This window comes from Pseudoduganella violacea, assembly GCF_014191875.1.
GTDB lineage: Bacteria > Pseudomonadota > Gammaproteobacteria > Burkholderiales > Burkholderiaceae_D > Rugamonas > Rugamonas violacea_A.
In genome coordinates, this window is the sequence record NZ_JACHXD010000005.1 from 21912 (window position 1) to 41475 (window position 19564).

Here is a 19564-nt window from a genome sequence, read left to right on the forward strand (position 1 = left end):
GATGTCCTCCACCGTCAAGTTTCACGGCAAGGCGCCGTTGCCCATGCGCGACGGCGTCACGCCCAGCTATTTGTGGCTGCCCGAGGGCGACTGGCCCGACCTGATCAGTTTCATGGCGCATAACTACCCGGCCGTGACGGAGGTACAGTGGCGCGAACGCATGGCGCGCGGCGACGTGGTGGATGGCGAGGGCAGGGCGCTGGGGCCGGACAGCCCTTACCGTCGCAATCTGCGCATCTTCTACTACCGCGAGCTGGAGGCGGAAACGCCCATCCCCTTCGAGGAAGAGATCATCTACCAGGACGAGCACCTGGTGGTGGCCGACAAGCCGCACTTCCTGCCCACCATTCCGACCGGCCGCTTTCTGCAGGAAACCCTGCTGGTGCGCCTGCGCCGCAAGCTGGGCATCGAGGATCTGGTGCCGATCCACCGCCTGGACCGTGAAACGGCGGGCGTGGTGGTGTTCTCCTCGAACCTGAACAGCCGCGGCGCTTACCAGTCGCTGTTCCAGAAACGCCTGGTGCAGAAGGAGTATGAGGCGCTGGCTGGCGCGCTGGACGGCCGCGACTTCCCCTTCCTCTACCGCAGCCGCATGGTCGATGGCGACAAGTTCTTCATCATGAAGGAAGAGGCGGGCGAACCCAATTCGGAAACCATGATCGACGTGGCCGAGCGGCGCGCCGACGGCCAGGTGCTGTACCGGCTATGGCCGCACACGGGGCGCAAGCACCAGCTGCGCGTGCACTTGGCGGCGCTGGGCATCCCCATCGTCAACGATGCGTTTTACCCGGTGGCCTTGCCCTGCAAGGAAGACGATGTGTCGCAGCCGCTCAAGCTGCTGGCGCGCGCCATCGGCTTCCCCGATCCTTTGACCGGGGAATGGCGCTACTTCGAAAGCCGGCGCAGCCTGTAAGCTCGCCGCTTAATGGGCCAGCGGCTTGTTGGGCGAGGACTTGGCGCTGTAGCTGGAACCTTCCGGCGTCCAGTAAGGCATGCCGGTGCGGGCGATTTCCAGATGCTCGGACAGGCCGCGCTGGCGCAGCTCGCGCTGCAGGCCGGCGATGCCTTTGTTGGTTTCGAGGATGAAGGCTTGCGCGATCACGTCGCCGTATTCCTCGTTGGTGCTGTCCACGGCCAGATCGATGATATCGTCCGGCACTTCCTGGATGGCCCAGGCGTGCACATCCTGGTCGCTGGCAAAGGTCTTCACGCGCCATGCGCCCTTGTCCGTCACGATGAACTGGATGGTGTCGAAAGCCTCTTCCGTGGCTTCCGACTCCTCGTTGCGCTGGTAGCTGCTCTGGATGGTGAGGAAGAAAAGTACAAGTACGGTATTCATACCCTCAATGGTACTCGATGATCAGCGGCGCGTGATCCGAGAACTTCTCATCCTTGTAGACGCTGACGGTCTTGGCCTTGCCCGCAATGCCGGCGGTGGCGACGTGGTAATCGATGCGCCAGCCCACGTTCTTGGCGTAAGCCTGGCCGCGGTTGCTCCACCAGGTGTACTGCTCTTCGCGCGGATCGATGCTGCGGTGGACGTCGACAAAACCGACTTCGTCGAAAATCTTGGTCATCCAGGCGCGCTCCTCGGGCAGGAAGCCGGAGTTTTTCAGGTTGCCTTTCCAGTTTTTCAGGTCGATCTCTTTATGCGCGATATTCCAGTCGCCGCAGATCACCACTTCGCGGCCTTCGGCGCGCAGCTGCAGCAGGTGCGGCAGGAACAGGTCCATGAAGCGGAACTTGGCTTCCTGGCGCTCGGGCGAGGAGGAGCCGGAAGGGCAGTAGACCGAGATCACGGTCAGGTCGCCGAAATCGGCGCGCACGTAGCGGCCCTCGGCATCGAATTCCGGGCTGCCGAAGCCGATCTGCACCGAGTCCGGCGCAATCTTGCTATAAATGCCAGTGCCGGAATAGCCTTTCTTCTCGGCGTAATGGAAGTGGCCGTGGTAGCCGTGCGGGTTGAGGAATTCCTCGGTCATGTCGGAGGCCTGGGCTTTCAGCTCTTGCACGCAGATGAAATCGGCCGACTGCGTGCCCATCCAGTTGAAGAAGCCTTTTTTGGCGGCGGAGCGGATCCCGTTCAGGTTTGCGGAAATGATTTTTGGCATAGGTTGGCTGGGAGATTAAAATACAGGCAGTTCACTACTGGATAAGGCATTATGAGCAATTTGAGGCAAGAGTTTATCGCGTTTTCCGTCGCGGCGGGTGTGCTGCGCTTCGGCGAGTTTACGACCAAAGCAGGGCGCCAATCGCCCTATTTCTTCAACGCGGGCTTGTTCCACGACGGCGCCACCCTGGCGCGCCTGGCCGATTTCTACGCCCAGACCCTGCTCGACTCGGGCGTGGAATTCGACATGCTGTTCGGCCCCGCCTATAAAGGCATCACCCTGGCCTCGGCCACCTCGATGGCGCTGGCCGGCAAGGGCCGCAACACCTCCTTCGCCTACAATCGCAAGGAAGCCAAGGACCACGGCGAAGGCGGCACCCTGGTGGGCGCCAAGCTGCAAGGCAAGGTCGTGATCATCGACGACGTGATTTCGGCGGGCACCTCGGTGCGCGAATCGGTGGAGATGATCCGCGCCGCTGGCGCCGAGCCTTGCGCCGTGCTGATCGCGCTGGACCGCATGGAGCGCGCCGGCAAGGACGGCCAGATGTCGGCACTGTCGGCGGTGCAGGAAGTCAGCCAGAACTATGGAATTCCTGTCATCTCGATCGGCAACCTGGACGATTTGTTCGGCTACCTGTCGGGTGCCGCCGCCGATCCGCAGTTGCAGCAATATACCGACGCGGTGGCCGCCTACCGCAGCCGCTACGGCGTGGCCTGATTTGGCGCAGGCCTTCTGCGGTGCGCCGCTGGACAGCGGCGCGTCCTATGCTAGACTGTACTTGCTTTGCTACAACATTAGAACGGAGCAAGAATGAATATCGCTAGCTTGAAAGTCTACGGTGACGAGACCACCGTGGCCGACGTGCGGGATGGTCTGCCCAGCGAGCCGGAAAGCGACTGGAAGAAGGGCGATGTGCGGCCCGATGGCCGGGTGCGCATCGACAACGGCTTCTATGTCAATCTGGGCGAGGAAAGCAATCCCGACACCCTGATGCGCCAGATCCGCGCCTACCTGCACGAGTGCGAGGCGCGCGGCATCACCTTCGACGTGGCGTCGATCGCGGCCGAGCTGCGTATCGCCTTCACCGTCGCCGAGCCCGAACAGGGCGCCAACAGCCTGGATTTCTCCCTGGCCGATCTGAGCCTGCTGACGGAAATGGGCATCACCCTGAGCATCACTTCCTGACGCGATGACGCCTCTTTCCCGCGCCCTGTGCGTGATCGCCTGCAGCGTCTTGATGGTGGGCTTCGGCCTGTGCGGCGCCCTGGGCCTGACCTTGGGCAGCGAAGGGTACGCGTCAGCGTTGCTCTTGCTTGGCGCGCTGGGATTGCTCATCGCGGCCGGCTGCGGCCTGGTCATCTACCGGCTCCTGTTCCGCCGCGCAGCCGCCGGCGCCGATACCGGCCGCAAACCGGAGGCATGAAGGCCCTGCTCCTGACGCCGCAGACGGCGCAATGGGTTCATCTGCTATGCGAATGGCTGGCCCTGGCCGGCGGCTTCCAGCTGTATCGCTGGCAGCGCCGCCGCGCCAGCCAGGAGGGCGTCCTGCAAGGCAGCTCCTTCGCCGTGGTCCTGGGTTGCATCCTGGGCGCGGCCATCGGCAACAAGCTGGTGTTCTGGATCGAATATCCCCACCTATGGCAAAGCGCGGCGACCAGCCTGGGCGCCTGGGCGGCCGGACAATCGCTCGTCGGCGGCCTGCTGGGGGGCTTGCTGGGGGTGGAGCTGGCCAAGAAAATGGCGGGTGTGCGCCATTCCACTGGCGACCAGTTCATCCTGCCGCTGATCGTCGGCACCGTGATCGGCCGCATCGGCTGCTTCCTGGCAGGGTTGAACGACGGCACTTACGGCCTGCTCACCGCCTTGCCCTGGGGCGTGGACTTCGGCGACGGCGTGGCCCGCCATCCTACCCAGCTCTACGATATGCTGTTCGTGCTGGCCTGGGGAGGCTGGCTGCTGCGCCAGCGACCGCGCTGGGCCGGTCAATCCGGCTTCGCCTTCAAACTTTACCTGGCGGGCTATCTGGCCTGGCGCCTGCTGGTCGACGCCATCAAGCCGCTGCCCTACGATTATGGCGCGGGCCTGAGCGGCATTCAGCTGGTCTGCCTGCTGGCGCTGCTGTGCTACACCCCGCTGATTGTTCAACAAGCCCGAAGAGTCCCCGCGTGAGCAGAAAAACCCGCCCCTATTTGTTTTACGACACCACCACCTCGGTGTGTTCCAGCTGCCTGCATCCGGTTGAGGCGAAGATCCTCTTCAAGGACGGCCAGGTGTTCATGGACAAATGGTGCAGCGCCCATGGCGCCGAGCGGGTGCTGGTCAGCGACGACGTCGCATACTACCGGCTGTGCCGCGAGGTCTTCGTCAAGCATCCGGAAATGCCGCAGCGCTTCAATACGCGCATGGAATATGGCTGTCCCTATGACTGCGGCCTGTGTCCCGACCATATGCAGCATTCCTGCCTGTCGGTGGTGGAAATCACCGATAACTGCAATCTGAACTGCCCGGTATGCTACGCCGAAAGCGGCACCCACCGCGAACGCCACAAACCGCTGGAGGAAGTGCTGCGCATGCTCGACACCGTGGTGGCGAATGAAGGCGAGGCCGATGTGATGCAGCTCTCGGGCGGCGAACCGACCTTGCATCCGCAGTTCTGGGAGATCCTGGACGCGGCCAAGGCGCGCCCCATCAAGCATGTGATGGTGAATACCAACGGCATCGTGCTGGCGCAGGACAAGGCCTTCGTGCAGCGCTTGGCCGGCTATGCGCCGGGCGTGGAAGTGTACCTGCAGTTCGACTCCCTGCACGCCGAGGTGCACCGCGAGTTGCGCGGCGCGGACCTGAGCCGCATCCGCCAACAGGCACTGGCCAACCTGAATGAAGCCGGCCTTTCCACCACCCTGGTCGTGACGCTGAAGAAGGGCTTGAATGACGGCGAAATCGGCAGCATCATCGATTTCGCCCTGCAGCAGCCCTGTGTGCGTGGCGTGACCCTGCAGCCGATCCAGGATGCGGGGAGGGTGGAGCACTATGATCCGCGCCTGCATCGTCTGACGGTATCGGAAATCCGCCGCAAGATCGCCGAGCAGAGCGCCCTGTTTACCCTGCAGGATGTGGTGCCGGTGCCCTGCAACCCCGATACCCTGGCCATGGCCTATGCCATCAAGAGCGCCGGAAAGGCGCTGCCGCTGACGCGCTATCTCGACCCGCAAACCCTGGTCGAGGGCAGCGGCAACACCATCGTGTTCGAGCGCGACCCGGCCATGCATGGCATGGTGAAGGAGCAGGTTTTCAAGCTGTTCTCCACCAACCATTCGCCCGAATCGCAGGCCAACTGCCTGTCGGAGCTGATGTGCTGCCTGCCGCTGGTGGCTGCGCCGTCCGAACTGCGCTACGACAATGTGTTCCGCGTATTGATCGTGCAGTTCATGGATGCCTATTCGCTCGACGTGCGGGCGCTCAAGAAATCCTGCGTCCATTTCGCCCAGCCGGACGGTAAGATGATTCCGTTTGAAAGCTACAACCTGCTGTACCGCGACGGCCGCCGCCTGGACGGCATTCGCGCCGCCCTCGCCGCGCAAACGGCCGCGCGCCGCCACGCCGGAACCATTCCTATCCGGCCGGCGTAGGCATTTGCGCCAGCTTGCCCGTCCGTTGCAATTCTGGCTATACTGAGCCAGGATCTTGGATGCTAAGCAATTGTGGAGGGAATCGGTTTGCAAGGAAGATGGCGAAATCCGGGCGTGCTGCTGGCCTGCATGCTGGCCTTGCCGGCGCTGGGGCTGGACGTCAGTCATCCCGCGCTGCGCGATGAGTTGCTGCGGCTGGGCGAGCGCGACCAGCAAGCCCTGAAAGCGACGGCGATGGGCGAACAGAAGCTGGCCGAGCTGCAGGCTGCGCACACGCGGCGCTTGCAGCAGATCGTGCGCCAGCATGGCTGGCCTGCGTTGTCCATGGTCGGACCGCAGGCTGCGCAGGGCGCCTGGCTGCTGGCGCAGCACGACGACGCCAATCCGGCTTGGCAGCGCGAAGCCCTGGCGCAGATGGAAAAGCTGTTGCCTTCGCATCAGGTCAGCCGTAAGGAAGTGGCGTATCTGCGCGATCGTGTCGCCGTCAACGGCGGTGGCATGCAAAGTTATGGCACGCAAGGAGGCTGTGTGGCAGCGGGTGTCTGGCAGCCCAAACCGGTGGATGCGCCCGAGCAGCTGGCGCAGCGACGCGCCGAGATGGGCATGCCGCCGCTGGAAGAATACGTGAAGATGGCTTCGGAGCGCATGTGCCGCAATTGGAAACCGGCGGGCGGCGGCCAATAATTATTCTAATAAGGAGCAGGGATGAGATTTTCGGAAGACCGGATCGCGCAGTTCAAGGGCCGCGGCGGCGTGGAGCGCAAGGTGCATGTGTGGGAAACGGCGCAGCCGCATGCGGTGATCCTGGCCCTGCACGGCGGCATGGCCCATGCGGGCGATTACGTGACGCCGGCGCTCTACTTCCGCCAGTACGGCTTCGCCACCGTCAGCTTCGATATGTGCGGCCACGAAAACGCGCGCCGCGTCGACATTCCCGATTTCGACATCTTCCTCGACGAGGCGGAACTCTTCCTGCACTGGGTGCGCCTGCATTACCACGGCCTGCCGGTCTTCATTATGGGCCATTCGATGGGCGCGCTGATCGCCACCCGCCTGGGACTGGAGCGCCTGCAGCGCGACGAGACGGTGAAGGGCTTCATCCTGTCCTCGCCCTACTATGTGAATGCGATCAAGGTGCCGGGCATCCTGGTCGCCTTGTCCGGCCTGATCGCGGCGGTGATGCCGACCATGAAAGTGCCGCTGGAATCGCTGACCGACAAGCTGACCCACGACAAGACCATCACCGCGCGCCACTACGCCGATGAGCGCGACAATATCCGCGCCACCGAAATCACGGCGCGCTTCGGCTACGCCCTGCAGCAGGCGCAAAAAGGCCTGGTGGAGCAGATGCCGACCTGGCGCTTCCCTATCTACGCCGTGGTGGCCGGCGACGACAAATTGGCCAACGCCGACGCCAGCGAAGCCATGCTGAAGACCATCGACGGCAAGCTGCTCGACTATCACCGCCACCCGGCCAACTACCACGAGAACTTCAACGAAACCAACCGCGATGCCATCTTCGCCGACATCCTGCGCTGGATGGGCGAGCGCCTGGCCATCGCGGCCTAGTTCTCCGCCATTGGCGGCCAGGCGCCGGCGGCGACAAGGCGCTGGAACCATTCGTACATGCCGACATCTTCGATGGCATATTCCCCCTTGGCTGATTTCCGCACGAGGGACGGGGACTGGGAGCGTAGTGCCTCGATGATGTTCTGGATTTGTGCGGTGCTGGCCTTTTCGCCAGCATGCTCACTGTAGAAAGCCAAGGCCGCGGCATCATACGGGCGGAAACGGCCGCCTTGCTCAAGCATGCGCCAGACAAGGGCTTGTTCCAGCGGCCGCAGGGCCAGATACAAATTCGCCATTCCTTGTTCCTCTTCTGCGCTCTGCCGTTCCGCCGCGTGCAGCACTTCATCCTCGAATCCTGGACTGGGCTGGTGCAGGGCGTTTGCAGCCTCGCTCAACGCGGCAAGAAAAGCCTGGGGTCTATGACCAAACCGGGCAAAGGCACGCTCCAGCTTATCCCTGTTGACCGGCATGAGATGAGGTGCCGCAGCTTCAATCTTTGCTGCGGCCTGGGCGATGAAGGCGGCGTCCAGCAGCGGCATCTTTGAAATGGCCGAACCGTAGAAGGGCGCTGCGCTGCTATTCAGCAGGCGCAGGAATTTATCGCGGTCGCTGCCCGACATGATGAGGAATAGCTTGGTATCTCCCGGCCGGTTGAGCTGGTCCCGCGCCGACTTCAGCGCCATCATTGTCGCCTCGCCATCTTCGCTGCTGAGCGCATGCTGAGCTTCGTCGATGATGAGGACAATGGCTTTGCCAGCGGCGGCGTGCAGGACTTTGAGCGCGTCGGGCAGGGTCAGGCCTTCGATCGTCCCTACCTTGGCGGGATCGATTTTCAGCCAGCCGGCAATGGTCAACTGACTGACGCCGGCGCTGCGGGCGCCACGGACGAGCGCTGGCAGATGGTGTTTCAATGCGGCGCAGATTTCGCTGGCAATGAGCGCGGCGGGATCGCGTTTGCGATCGCTCCAGAGATCGACATAGATAAGCAGTTTGCCATCCGACTCAAGCGCGGGCAGCAATTCGTTGCGCAAGAAAGTGGACTTGCCGGTGCGGCGTGGGGCCGATAGAAAAATGCCGTTGGCGGCATCGCTGAACGGGTCTTGCCCCGACATGGCGTCGAGAAGGGCTTGTACCAGGGCGGGACGTGGATAGTAGAAGGCGGACACGCTTTATCTCCTTTTATCCCCACACTGATAAAGTTATCAGAGCGGGGATAAAAGTCAATAAAGCGCTGATGCGGCTGGCTTAGCCCGCCAGTTTTTGCTTCAGCAGCTCGGTCAGCTGGCCGGGGTTGGCCTTGCCTTTCGAGGCTTTCATGGCTTGGCCGATCAGGGCGTTGATGGCCGCTTCCTTGCCGGCGCGGTACTGTTCAACGGACTTCTCGTTGTTGGCGATGACTTCGTTGACGATGGCTTCCAGCGCGCCGACGTCGGAAATCTGCTTCAGACCTTTGGCTTCGATGATGGCGTCGACCAGGTTGTCGTCGGCCGATTTGGCTTCCCACATGGCGCCGAAGACTTCCTTGGCGATCTTGTTGGAGATGGTGCCGTCGGCGATGCGCTTGAGCATATTGCCCAGCTGCGCAGGCGTGACCGGCGCTTCTTCGATGCCGACGTCGGCGCGGTTCAGCGTCGAGGAGACGTCGCCCATCAGCCAGTTGGCCGCGACCTTGGCGTTGTCCATGCCGGCTTGCGCCACCACGGCTTCGTAGTAGCCGGCCATGGCCTTGGACGAGGTCAGGATCAGCGCGTCATACTCGGAGAGCTTGTATTGCTCGATGAAGCGGGCGCGCATGGATGCCGGCAGCTCGGGCATATCGGCCTTCACCTGCTCGATCCACTCGGGCGAGATGGTCAGCGGCGGTAGATCCGGATCGGGGAAGTAGCGGTAATCCTGCGCGTCTTCCTTGCTGCGCATGGCGCGGGTTTCCTTCTTGTCCGGATCGTACAGGCGGGTCGCCTGCACCACCTTGCCGCCGTCTTCGATCAGCTCGATCTGGCGGCGCACTTCGACGTGCACGGCTTCCTCGATGAAGCGGAAGGAGTTCAGGTTCTTGATCTCGCAGCGGGTGCCGAACTCCTTCTGGCCTTTCGGGCGCACGGACACGTTGACGTCGCAGCGGAAGGAGCCTTCCTGCATATTGCCGTCGCAGACGCCGAGCCAGACCACCAGGCCGTGCAGGGCTTTGGCGTAGGCCACGGCTTCGGCGGCGCTGCGGATTTCAGGCTCGGACACGATTTCCAGCAGCGGCGTGCCGGCGCGGTTCAAGTCGATGCCCGACATGCCGTGATAGTCCTCGTGCAGCGATTTGCCGGCGTCTTCTTCGAGGTGGGCGCGCGTCAGGTTCACCGTCTTGGTGACGAATTCGCCATCCTTCTCGTAGCCGAAGGTCAGCTGGCCGCCTTGCACCACCGGGTCTTCGAACTGGCTGATCTGGTAGCCTTTCGGCAGGTCGGGGTAGAAGTAGTTCTTGCGCGCGAAGATGGAGCGCGGCGCGACCTTGGCGCCCACGGCCAGGCCGAAGCGGATGGCGCGCTCTACGGCCGCCTTGTTCATCACCGGCAGCACGCCGGGCAGGGCCAGGTCCACCGGACTGGCCTGGGTATTGGGTTCGGCGCCGAAAGTGGTTGGCGAACCGCTGAAAATTTTGGAGCCGGTCGTGAGCTGCACGTGGTTCTCAAGACCGATAACGACTTCCCATTCCATATTGTTCTCGCTATTCCTGTGTTCTTTTAGATGCCCTGGGGCGCGCGCTTGTGCCAGTCGGTCGCCAGCTGGTACTGGTGGGCGACATTCAGCAGCTTCGCTTCGCTGAAGTAGTTGCCGATGATTTGCAGGCCGACCGGACGATTGCCGTTCTTCTCGCCTTCGCCGAAGCCGCAAGGGATCGACATGCCGGGCAGGCCCGCCAGGCTGGTGGACAGGGTGAAGATGTCGGCCAGGTAGTTGGCCACCGGATCGTCGGCCTTGTCGCCGATGTCCCAAGCCACGCTCGGCGCCACCGGACCCATGATCACGTCGCAGACGGCGTTCGGGCCGTTCAGCACCGCTTCGAAGTCCTGGGCGATCAGGCGGCGGATCTTCTGCGCCTTCAGGTAGTAGGCGTCGTAGTAGCCGTGGCACAGCACATAGGTGCCGACCATGATGCGGCGCTGCACCTCGGGGCCGAAGCCTTCGGCGCGGGTTTTCCGGTACATGTCCTGCAGATCCTTGTACTCGGCGGCGCGGTGGCCGAAGCGCACGCCGTCGAAGCGGGACAGGTTGGACGAGGCTTCCGCCGGGGCGATCATGTAGTAGGCTGGAATCGACAGCTTGGTGTTCGGCAGCGAGATATCGACCAGGGTGGCGCCCAGTTCCACGTATTTCTGCAGCGCGGCGCGCACGGCTTTTTCCACGTCGGCCGCCAGGCCTTCGCCGAAGTATTCGCGCGGCACGCCGATGCGCAGGCCGGTCAGGGGCTGCTCCAGGTCGCGGCTGAAGTCTTCATGCACGCCGCCCTGTTCCGGCGACAGGCTGGTGGAATCGCGCTCGTCGAAGCCGGCCATGGCCGACAGCAGCAGGGCGCAGTCTTCCGCCGTCTGCGCCATCGGGCCGCCCTGGTCGAGCGAGGAGGCGAAGGCGATCATGCCGAAGCGCGACACGCGGCCGTAGGTCGGCTTGATGCCGGTGATGCCGCAGAAGGCGGCCGGCTGGCGGATCGAGCCGCCGGTGTCGGTGCCGGTGACGGCCGGCGCCAGGCGCGCGGCGACGGCGGCGGCGGAGCCGCCCGAGGAGCCGCCCGGCACGGCTTTCTTGTCCCAGGGATTCAGCACCGGGCCGAAAGCCGAGTTCTCATTGCCCGAGCCCATGGCGAATTCGTCGCAATTGAGCTTGCCCAGCGTGACCATGCCGGCGGCGTTGAATTTTTCGACCACGGTGGCGTTGAAGGGGCTGACATAGTTGGCCAGCATCTTCGAGCCGGCGGTGGAACGCCAGTCCTTGGTGACGAAGATGTCTTTGTGGGCGATGGGCACCCCGGTCAGCGGGCCGGCATTGCCGGCGGCCAGGCGCTGGTCGGCTTCGGCCGCCTGGGCCAGGGTCAGGGCGCGGTCCACGTGCAGGAAGGCATTCAGGTCGCTCGCCTCGATGCGGTCGAGGAAATGCGTGGCCAGCGCGGTGGCGCTGATCTCTTTGTTTTGCAGGAGCGTGGAGAGCTCTTTAATCGTTTTGGTATGCATGGGTTTCGTCAATTCGGTTCGGCGGTGCGGGGCAGTGCGGCGCGAAGAAGCAGAGCGGGGCGCGGGCTTATTCGATCACTTTCGGCACCAGATATAGGCCGTCTTCGGTCTTCGGCGCGACCTGCTGGTAGGCTTCGCGGCGATTCGGCTCGGTCGGCGCGTCTTCGCGCAGGCGCAGGGCGATATTGTCCATGTGGGCGGCCAGCGGATGGCTCAGCGGCGCAACGCCGTCGGTGTCCACCGCCTGCATCTGCTCGGCCAGCGCAAAGATGCCGTTCAGCTTATCCAGCATGGCAGCGGAGTGCTGCTCATCCATTTCCAGTTGGGCCAGATGGGCGATGCGTTTTACGTCGGATGGTGTCAGGGACATGGCGTGAAGCGCGGGCGGGGCCGCGCGTTAATTATGTTATTGATAATTTACTTAAAATTTCTGCTATCTGACGTATAAACCCCGGCGAATAGCCCGCAAAATCTGGCTCGCGGGACCGCATTTTCCTGTGGATTTTTGCCAAATAACACGCAGATTATAAGGTAGAATGGCGGGTTGATGCGTTGCTGGCGCTGAATTCCCGCGCTGCGGCATCTGCACAGGACTCCCGATAACTGCCCACCGCGCGGGCACAGCGCTACAGGACACTCATGTTTGGTTTTTTACGCAGGTATATCTCTTCCGATCTGGCCATCGATCTGGGCACGGCCAACACCCTTATCTACGTCCGCGGTTCGGGCATCGTGCTCGATGAACCATCGGTCGTAGCCATCCGCCAGGAAGGCGGCCCGAATGGCAAGAAAACGATCCAGGCGGTCGGCAAGGAAGCAAAACAGATGCTGGGCAAAGTGCCTGGCAATATCGAGGCGATCCGCCCGATGAAGGACGGCGTGATCGCCGACTTCACCGTCACCGAGCAGATGCTCAAGCAGTTCATCCGCATGGTGCACGACTCCAAATTCTTCCGTCCTTCGCCACGCATCATCATTTGCGTTCCCTGCGGTTCGACCCAGGTCGAGCGCCGCGCGATCCGCGAATCGGCGCTGGGCGCCGGCGCTTCCCAGGTCTACCTGATCGAAGAGCCGATGGCGGCGGCGATCGGCGCCGGCCTGCCCGTGTCCGACGCGACCGGCTCGATGGTGGTCGACATCGGCGGCGGCACCACCGAAGTGGGCATCATCTCGCTGGGCGGCATGGTGTACAAAGGTTCGGTGCGCGTGGGCGGCGACAAATTCGATGAAGCCATCGTCAACTACATCCGCCGCAACTACGGCATGCTGATCGGCGAACAAACCGCCGAGGCGATCAAGAAAGCCATCGGCTCCGCCTTCCCTGGTTCCGAAGTCAAGGAAATGGAAGTCAAGGGCCGCAACCTGTCGGAAGGCATTCCACGCTCCTTCACCATCTCGTCCAACGAGATCCTGGAAGCGCTGACCGACCCGCTGAACAATATCGTGTCGGCCGTGAAGAACGCGCTGGAACAGACCCCGCCGGAACTGGGCGCCGACATCGCCGAAAAAGGCATGATGCTGACCGGCGGCGGCGCGCTGCTGCGCGACCTGGACCGCCTGCTGATGGAAGAAACCGGCCTGCCGGTGCTGGTGGCGGAAGATCCGCTGACCTGCGTGGTGCGCGGCTCGGGCATGGCACTGGAGCGCATGGACCAGCTGGGGTCCATTTTCTCCTACGAGTAAGTTGTTTAAGAGGGCGGCGCGAGCCGCCCTTCCTTATTGGAAGTCATGGAATACAGTCCTCCGCCGCTTTTCAAGCAAGGCGCATCCGCCCGCGCCAAGGTGATGCTATTCGCCTTTATTTCGATCGGACTGCTGTTGGCCGACGCCCGCCTGGGCGCCCTGAGCGTGGTGCGCCAGGCAGTCGGCACGGTGCTGTATCCGCTGCAGATGGCGGCCCTGCTGCCGCGCGACGCGATGAATGGGGTGGGCAGTTACTTCTCCACGCTGTCGGCCATGGAAAAGCAGGTGCGCGATCTGCGCCAGCAGCAGATCGCCACGTCCCAGACTTTGCAGCAGGCCCAGCTCCTGCTCGCCGAGAACAACCAGCTGCGCCGCCTGCTCGACGCGCGCGAGCACGTGCCGGGCAAGTCGATGTTGGCCGAGATCCTGTATGAGGCGCGCGACGCTGCCGCCCGCAAGGTGGTGCTCGACCGCGGCACCCAGCAGGGCATGGCCCTGGGCCTGCCCGTGATCGATAGCCAAGGCGTGGTCGGCCAGGTGACGCGTGTTTTCCCTTTTACCTCCGAAGTGACGCTGCTGACCGATAAGGAGCAGGCCATTCCGGTGCAACTGCTGCGCAATGGCTTGCGCAGCGTGGCCTATGGCCGTGGCCAGTCCGGCAACCTGGATTTGCGCTTCATGGCGCCGAATGCCGACGTGCAGGTCGGCGACATCCTGATCACCTCCGGCATCGACGGCGTGTATCCGGCCGGTCTGGCCGTGGCGCGCGTGATCCAGGTCGAGAACAATGCCAACGGCGCGTTCGGCCGCGTGGTGTGCCAGCCGCTGGCCGGCATCGAACGCAACCGCCAACTGCTGGTCCTGATGTCGCCGCCCGACATGCTGCCACGTCCGCCGGCCGAAGAAGTCATCAAGCCCGGCAAGAAGAAAGGCCCGGCTGCCAGCGCGGCCGCCGCAACCGGTGCTGCCGCCCCCGCTGCAGCGGTTCCCGGCGCTGCCACCGCGCCGGCCGGCGCCAGCCCCTCGGCTGCCGCACCAGCCGCTCCTGCGGCTGCGCTGCGTCCCGCCGGCAACGCCGCTGCACCTGCTGCCGCGCCAGTGCCCAACCTGCGTCCCACCGCCGCCGCTGCGCCGTCCGGAACCGCTCCCGGCACGAATCCGCGCCCTGCGGGAGCGGCCGCCGCATCACCTGCAGCCGTATCGCAAGCCGTTAAACCGCATGACGCCAGGGAGACCGCGCGATGAACCGCCCCCAATATATTCTGCTGCCGGTCAGCCCCCTGTTCATTGCCTTCAGCCTGTTCTGCGCCTTCCTGCTGAATCTCCTGCCCTGGGGCCGCTTCGTCGGCGTGCCGGACTTCGTGGCGCTGACCTTGGTGTTTTGGGGCGTGCACCAGCCGCGCAAGGTCGGCATCGGCACCGCCTTCCTGCTTGGCCTGCTGATGGATGTGCATGACGCCACGCTGCTGGGCGAAAATGCGCTGGCCTACACCTTGCTGTCCTATCTGGCGATCATGATCCACCGCCGCGTGCTCTGGTTCCGCGTCTCGACCCAGGCCTTGCATGTGCTGCCGCTGCTGTTGCTGGCCCAGACCGTGCAGCTGACGGTGCGTTTCATCGTGTCCGGCAAATTCCCCAGCTGGTATTACTTCATCGAGAGCTTCGTGGCTGTCATGCTTTGGCCGGTGGTCAGCGCCTTGCTGTTGGCGCCGCAGCGGCGCGCCGTCGATAAAGACCATACGCGTCCGATCTGAGTAGCGCTGCAATGACAGAACTGAAGAATAACGAACGCGAACTCCAGCTGTTCCGCCGCCGTCTGGCGGTGATCGGCTTGCTGGTCTTTGTCTGCTTTGGCCTGCTGCTGGCGCGCTTCATCTGGCTGCAGGTCATTCAGCACAGCCACTACGCCGCCAAGGCCGAGGACAACCGCATTGCCCTGGTGCCGGTTGTGCCCAACCGTGGCCTGATCCTGGACCGCAACGGCGTGATCCTGGCCCGCAATTACTCGGCCTACACGCTGGAGATCACTCCGTCCAAGCTGCGCATTCCGCTGGACGCCACCATCGACGAACTGGCAAACCTGGTCGAGGTCACGCCCAAGGACCGGCGCCGCTTCAAGAAGCTGCTGGACGACTCCAAGAATTTCGAGAGCGTGCCGCTGCGCACCCGTCTGACGGACGAGGAGGTGGCGCGTTTCTCGGCCCAGCGCTTCCGTTTCCCTGGCGTGGAAATCCAGGCGCGCCTGTTCCGCCAGTATCCGCTGGGCGAGGTGGCCTCCCACGTGATCGGCTATATCGGCCGCATCAACCAGAACGAAAAGAAAACGCTGGAAGCGTCCGACGATGCCTCCAACTACAACGGCACCGACTACATCGGCAAGGAAGGCCTGGAAAAGAGCTACGAGCGCTATTTGCATGGCGTGACCGGCTACGAAGAGGTGGAAGTGTCCGCCGGCGGCCGCGCCGTGCAAACCTTGTCGCGCAAGGCGCCCACGCCGGGCAGCAACCTGATTCTCTCCATCGATATCGAACTGCAGAAAGTAGCGGAAGAGGCCTTCGGCGAATGGCGCGGCGCGCTGGTGGCGATCGAGCCGTCGACCGGCGACGTGCTGGCCTATGTCTCGCGTCCCGGCTACGACCCCAATCTGTTCGTGGACGGCATCGACCAGCAAAGCTGGAACGAGCTGAATACCTCGCTCGACAAGCCGATGGTGAACCGTCCGCTGTCCGGCACCTATGCGCCGGGTTCCACCTTCAAGCCCTTCATGGCGCTGGCCGCGCTGGAATTGGGCAAGCGCACCACCAGCCAGGCGATCCACGATCCTGGCTACTACTACCTGGGCAACCACAAATTCCGCGACGACGTGGTGTATGGCCACGGCACCGTCGATATGCGCAAGTCCATCGTCGTGTCCTGCAATACCTACTACTATGCCCTGGGCCGCGATATGGGCATCGACAATATCCACGACTTCATGAAGCCCTTCGGTTTCGGCCAGCCGACCGGCATCGACCTCGAAAACGAAAAATCTGGCGTGCTGCCCTCGCAGGAATGGAAGCAGAACCGCTTCAAGAAAAATCCGCGTGCCGGCAAATGGGTGGGCGGCGACACGATCTCGGTCAGTAACGGCTCGGGCTACAACTCCTATACGCCCTTGCAGGTGGCCCATGCCGTGTCCATCCTGGCCAATAACGGCGTGGTGATGAAGCCGCACCTGGTGAAGATCGTCGAGGACGGCGCCACCAAGGCGCGCAAGCTGACCGTGCCGAAGGAAAGCTACCGCATTCCGCTCAAGCAGGAAAACATCGACTTCATCAAGGAAGCCATGGTGGGCGTGACCAGCGAACCTGGCGGCACGGCCTTCCGCTCATTCGGCGGCGCCGGCTACACCGTGGGCGGCAAGACCGGCACGGCGCAGGTGGTGGCGATCAAGGCCAACGAGAAGTACAACGCGGCCACCATGCCGGAACGCCTGCGCGACAACGCCTGGTTCACCGCCTTCGCCCCGGCCGACAAGCCGCGCATCGTGCTGGCCATGATCGTGGAAAATGCCGGCTTCGGCGGCCAGGTGGCGGCGCCGATCGCGCGCAAGGTGCTGGACTTCTACCTGCTGGGCAAACGCCCGACCGAGAAGGATACGACCAAGGTGCCGAAGGAGGACGCCGAATCGCTGCAACCGATCGAGGAGCTGAGCGAGGAGGAGGAAATCGCCGCCATCATGGAACAGCGCCGCGCCGAGCAGTCACAGGCCGAGCCGCCGCTGATGTCGCCGGTCACGCCGCCCGCCGCTGCCGGCCACGCGCATCCGCACAGCCATGGCGCCAAGCCGGGCGCCGCGCCAGCCCATCCAGCAGTCCCCGCTACGCCTGCCGGCAAGCCTGCCGCTGCGACAGCGCCCGCGCAAGCCGCGCCGGGGCCGAGGCCCGCGCCGCAGCCGGCGCAGCGGCCGCCCGCCACGGTGCCGCCGCGCCAGAAAGAGTGAGGTAAGCATGTCCATCAATGAACGACGTTCCCTGGCGCGCCGTCTGCGTCCCTATTTCGCGGTCTTCGACATACCGCTGATGCTCATCCTCATCATGCTGCTGACCACCAGCCTGTTCACGCTGATGTCGGCCAGCATGGGCATTCCCGGCAAGATCGAGGACCAGATCCGCAATATCTGCATGTCCTTCTTCGTCATGTGGGTGGTGGCGAACGTCTCGCCGCAGACCATGATGCGCATCGCCTTGCCCGCCTATGTGGTCACGGTGATGCTGCTGGTGGCGGTGGCGCTGTTCGGCGTGATCAAGCTGGGCGCGCGGCGCTGGCTGCACATCGGCGTCATCGACATCCAGCCTTCCGAATTCGCCAAGATCGCCGTGCCGCTGATGCTGGCCTGGTTCTTCCAGCAGCACCAGGGCCAGTTGCGCTGGCACGCGTATGCCATTGCCGCCGTGCTGCTGCTGGTACCGACTGTGCTCATCATGCGCCAGCCCGACCTGGGCACGGCCATGCTGGTGATCGCCGCCGGCTTTTGCGTGATCTTCCTGGGCGGCCTGTCGTGGAAGGCGCTGGCGGCGCTGGTGCTGATGGGCGCGGCCAGCATGCCGGTGGCCTGGTCCATGCTGCACGACTACCAGCGCGAACGGGTGCTGACCCTGATCGATCCCACTTCCGACCCGCTGGGCAAAGGCTTCCACATCATCCAGTCCACCATCGCCGTGGGCTCGGGCGGCATGTTCGGCAAGGGCTGGAAAGAGGGCACACAGGCCCACCTCGAATTCATCCCCGAGCGCACCACCGACTTCATCTTCGCCGTGTATTCGGAAGAATTCGGCCTGGCGGGCAATCTCTTCCTGATGTTCCTTTACCTGCTGCTGATCGGGCGCGGGCTGATGATCGCCGGCGGCGCGCCCAACTTCTTCACGCGCCTGCTGGCAGGCGCCATCACCATGATTTTCTTCACCTATGCCTTCGTCAATATGGGCATGGTCAGCGGCATTCTGCCGGTCGTCGGGGTGCCTCTTCCATTCATGAGTTACGGCGGCACCGCGCTGCTGACGCTGGGTCTGGCCTCGGGCATCCTGATGAGTATTCAACGTCACAGAAAGCTGGTACAGACATGATGCAAAACACCCTTCAACGCTGCGCGGCCGGTGCGCTCGCCCTGGCCCTGCTGGCGCTGGCCGGATGTACCAGCGTGCCGCTCAATCCTCCCGCCAAGCCGGCTCCCACGCCGCCCGCCGCCAAGCCGCGCGCCCAGGAACCCGGCGTGCCGGTGCTGCCGCCGGCGAACTCCGGACGCGGCGGCTACTATAAGGATGACGGCCCGGGCGAGAATCCGCCGCCCAACCTGCTGCAAACCCCGGACGCCGAACCGCGCGAAGAGCCGCCGCTGCCGCGCGCCAACCGCCCCTACGTGGTGCTGGGCAAAACCTACACGCCGATCTCCGGCGACAAGCCCTTCGTGCAGCGCGGCCTGGGCACCTGGTACGGCAAGAAATTCCATGGTCAGCGCACCTCGTCCGGCGAGCTATACGATATGTACAAGATGACGGCGGCCCATCCGACGCTGCCGATTCCATCCTATGCCAAGGTCACGAACCTGGACAACGGCAACGTGGTGGTGGTGCGCATCAACGACCGCGGACCATTCCACTCGACCCGCATCATCGACGTCTCCTACACCGCTGCGCTGAAACTGGGCCTGCTGGCCAAAGGCAGCCACCAGCTGGAAGTGGTGCGCCTGCTGCCATCCGATATGGCGGCCATGGCGGACGCGCGCAAGAAAAGCGGCGACAATGGCGCGCGCCTGACGGCGCTGCCGTCCGAGCAATCCGCATCCGTGCAGACTGCCTCGGTGCAAGCCGCGCAAGCGGCTGCGCAGCCGCCAGCCTGGCAGCAAGGCGGCCAGACCCCGCGCGCGATGCCCAAAGCCGCGCCGATGCTGGCTGTCAGCCGCAGCTCGTCGGACGCCGCACCGGCAGCGCAAGCGAGCCCGCTTGGCGCAGCCGGTACCGACACCGGCGGCATCCAGGCCGCCAGCGACAACGTACAGGCAGCCGGTGAGGCGGCACCGGCCAGCGCCGCCGCAGGCCAAGGCAACTTCTACCTGCAGTTGGGCGCCTACTCGCGCCAGGAAAACGCCGAAGCCGCGCGCACCCAGCTGATGTCCGCCGGCAGTGGTCCTGACTACGAGATCGTCCAGGTTGGCAGCATCTATCGCCTGTACGGCGGCCCCTTCGCCAGCCGCCAGGATGCCGCCCAAGCCGCCCAGCGCCTGCCCACGACGCTCAAGCTCAAACCCCTCATCATCCAGCGCTAAGCCCGCCACAGCGTTTGATCCAGCGCAAACAATGTCCACCCTGGTGTCAGG

The 19564-nt window shown here is 63.9% G+C and carries 20 protein-coding genes; 14 read left to right on the forward strand and 6 right to left on the reverse strand.

The genetic code is table 11. The features are described 5' to 3' along the window. Position 1: 1 nt before the first annotated feature. A complete protein-coding gene (locus tag FHS03_RS10355; protein ID WP_229426150.1) occupies positions 2-913 on the forward strand; it encodes a pseudouridine synthase in 912 nt (303 codons plus the stop codon). A 9-nt stretch (positions 914-922) separates the two neighbouring features. On the opposite strand, the gene FHS03_RS10360 is transcribed toward FHS03_RS10355, so the two are convergent. Together FHS03_RS10360 and FHS03_RS10365 are read right to left on the reverse strand one after the other, a co-directional pair. Then, positions 923-1339: a hypothetical protein gene (locus FHS03_RS10360; RefSeq protein WP_183440916.1), complete on the reverse strand. Its 417-nt coding sequence runs from the start codon at positions 1337-1339 to the stop codon at positions 923-925. A 4-nt stretch (positions 1340-1343) separates the two neighbouring features. Beyond that, positions 1344-2111: an exodeoxyribonuclease III gene (locus FHS03_RS10365; protein WP_176348994.1), complete on the reverse strand. Its 768-nt coding sequence runs from the start codon at positions 2109-2111 to the stop codon at positions 1344-1346. 51 nt (positions 2112-2162) lie between these two features. Here FHS03_RS10365 and pyrE point away from each other — a divergent pair, with 51 nt between their 5' ends. The 7 genes from pyrE (at position 2163) to FHS03_RS10400 (ending at position 7309) form a co-directional block, all read left to right on the forward strand. Beyond that, positions 2163-2828 (forward strand): orotate phosphoribosyltransferase, encoded by a 666-nt coding sequence (pyrE, locus tag FHS03_RS10370; RefSeq protein ID WP_183440917.1) that lies wholly within the window; start codon positions 2163-2165, stop codon positions 2826-2828. A gap of 93 nt (positions 2829-2921) precedes the next feature. After that, positions 2922-3296: a hypothetical protein gene (locus FHS03_RS10375; RefSeq protein ID WP_183440918.1), complete on the forward strand. Its 375-nt coding sequence runs from the start codon at positions 2922-2924 to the stop codon at positions 3294-3296. 4 nt (positions 3297-3300) lie between these two features. Next, on the forward strand, positions 3301-3534 hold the full coding sequence (locus FHS03_RS10380) for a hypothetical protein (protein ID WP_183440919.1): 234 nt from the start codon (positions 3301-3303) through the stop codon (positions 3532-3534). Next, positions 3531-4280, forward strand: coding sequence for a prolipoprotein diacylglyceryl transferase (locus tag FHS03_RS10385; protein WP_183440920.1), 750 nt, complete (start codon positions 3531-3533; stop codon positions 4278-4280). The genes FHS03_RS10380 and FHS03_RS10385 overlap by 4 nt, the downstream gene beginning before the upstream one ends. Further along, entirely contained in the window at positions 4277-5740 is a 1464-nt protein-coding gene (locus tag FHS03_RS10390) for a radical SAM protein (protein ID WP_183440921.1), read from the forward strand. Before FHS03_RS10385 ends, FHS03_RS10390 begins: the two co-directional genes overlap by 4 nt. Before the next feature lie 87 nt (positions 5741-5827). After that, positions 5828-6424: a DUF6624 domain-containing protein gene (locus tag FHS03_RS10395; protein WP_183440922.1), complete on the forward strand. Its 597-nt coding sequence runs from the start codon at positions 5828-5830 to the stop codon at positions 6422-6424. 21 nt (positions 6425-6445) lie between these two features. Then, positions 6446-7309 (forward strand): alpha/beta fold hydrolase, encoded by an 864-nt coding sequence (locus FHS03_RS10400; RefSeq protein WP_183440923.1) that lies wholly within the window; start codon positions 6446-6448, stop codon positions 7307-7309. Here the strand turns inward: FHS03_RS10400 and FHS03_RS10405 are convergent. The 4 genes from FHS03_RS10405 to gatC form a co-directional block, all read right to left on the reverse strand. Beyond that, the gene (locus FHS03_RS10405; protein ID WP_371871647.1) at positions 7306-8475 is read right to left on the reverse strand and encodes an AAA family ATPase; all 1170 of its coding nucleotides are present in this window, start codon (positions 8473-8475) and stop codon (positions 7306-7308) included. The two genes, FHS03_RS10400 and FHS03_RS10405, sit on opposite strands and share 4 nt — an antisense overlap. Positions 8476-8554: 79 nt before the next feature. Next, on the reverse strand, positions 8555-10015 hold the full coding sequence (gene gatB / locus FHS03_RS10410; RefSeq protein WP_183440924.1) for an Asp-tRNA(Asn)/Glu-tRNA(Gln) amidotransferase subunit GatB: 1461 nt from the start codon (positions 10013-10015) through the stop codon (positions 8555-8557). A gap of 26 nt (positions 10016-10041) precedes the next feature. Beyond that, positions 10042-11526, reverse strand: a complete 1485-nt coding sequence (gatA, locus tag FHS03_RS10415) for an Asp-tRNA(Asn)/Glu-tRNA(Gln) amidotransferase subunit GatA (protein WP_183440925.1) — start codon at positions 11524-11526, stop codon at positions 10042-10044. A gap of 67 nt (positions 11527-11593) precedes the next feature. Beyond that, positions 11594-11896 carry an Asp-tRNA(Asn)/Glu-tRNA(Gln) amidotransferase subunit GatC gene (gene gatC, locus FHS03_RS10420; protein ID WP_183440926.1) on the reverse strand — a complete coding sequence of 101 codons (303 nt, stop codon included), beginning with the start codon at positions 11894-11896 and terminating at the stop codon, positions 11594-11596. 269 nt (positions 11897-12165) lie between these two features. On the opposite strand from gatC, the gene FHS03_RS10425 reads away from it, so the two are divergent. Genes FHS03_RS10425 through FHS03_RS10450 form a run of 6 tightly spaced genes read left to right on the forward strand, consistent with a single transcriptional unit; the run spans position 12166 to position 19513 of the window. After that, the gene (locus FHS03_RS10425; RefSeq protein ID WP_050409489.1) at positions 12166-13209 is read left to right on the forward strand and encodes a rod shape-determining protein; all 1044 of its coding nucleotides are present in this window, start codon (positions 12166-12168) and stop codon (positions 13207-13209) included. A 45-nt stretch (positions 13210-13254) separates the two neighbouring features. Then, on the forward strand, positions 13255-14454 hold the full coding sequence (gene mreC / locus FHS03_RS10430; RefSeq protein ID WP_183440927.1) for a rod shape-determining protein MreC: 1200 nt from the start codon (positions 13255-13257) through the stop codon (positions 14452-14454). Then, positions 14451-14963 (forward strand): rod shape-determining protein MreD, encoded by a 513-nt coding sequence (gene mreD / locus FHS03_RS10435; RefSeq protein ID WP_050409487.1) that lies wholly within the window; start codon positions 14451-14453, stop codon positions 14961-14963. The genes mreC and mreD overlap by 4 nt, the downstream gene beginning before the upstream one ends. Positions 14964-14974: 11 nt before the next feature. Then, positions 14975-17191: a penicillin-binding protein 2 gene (gene mrdA, locus FHS03_RS10440; RefSeq protein WP_183440928.1), complete on the forward strand. Its 2217-nt coding sequence runs from the start codon at positions 14975-14977 to the stop codon at positions 17189-17191. Positions 17192-17198: 7 nt separating this feature from the next. Then, positions 17199-18314, forward strand: a complete 1116-nt coding sequence (rodA, locus tag FHS03_RS10445; RefSeq protein WP_183440929.1) for a rod shape-determining protein RodA — start codon at positions 17199-17201, stop codon at positions 18312-18314. Beyond that, positions 18311-19513 carry a septal ring lytic transglycosylase RlpA family protein gene (locus FHS03_RS10450; protein ID WP_183440930.1) on the forward strand — a complete coding sequence of 401 codons (1203 nt, stop codon included), beginning with the start codon at positions 18311-18313 and terminating at the stop codon, positions 19511-19513. The genes rodA and FHS03_RS10450 overlap by 4 nt, the downstream gene beginning before the upstream one ends. Positions 19514-19564: the final 51 nt, after the last annotated feature.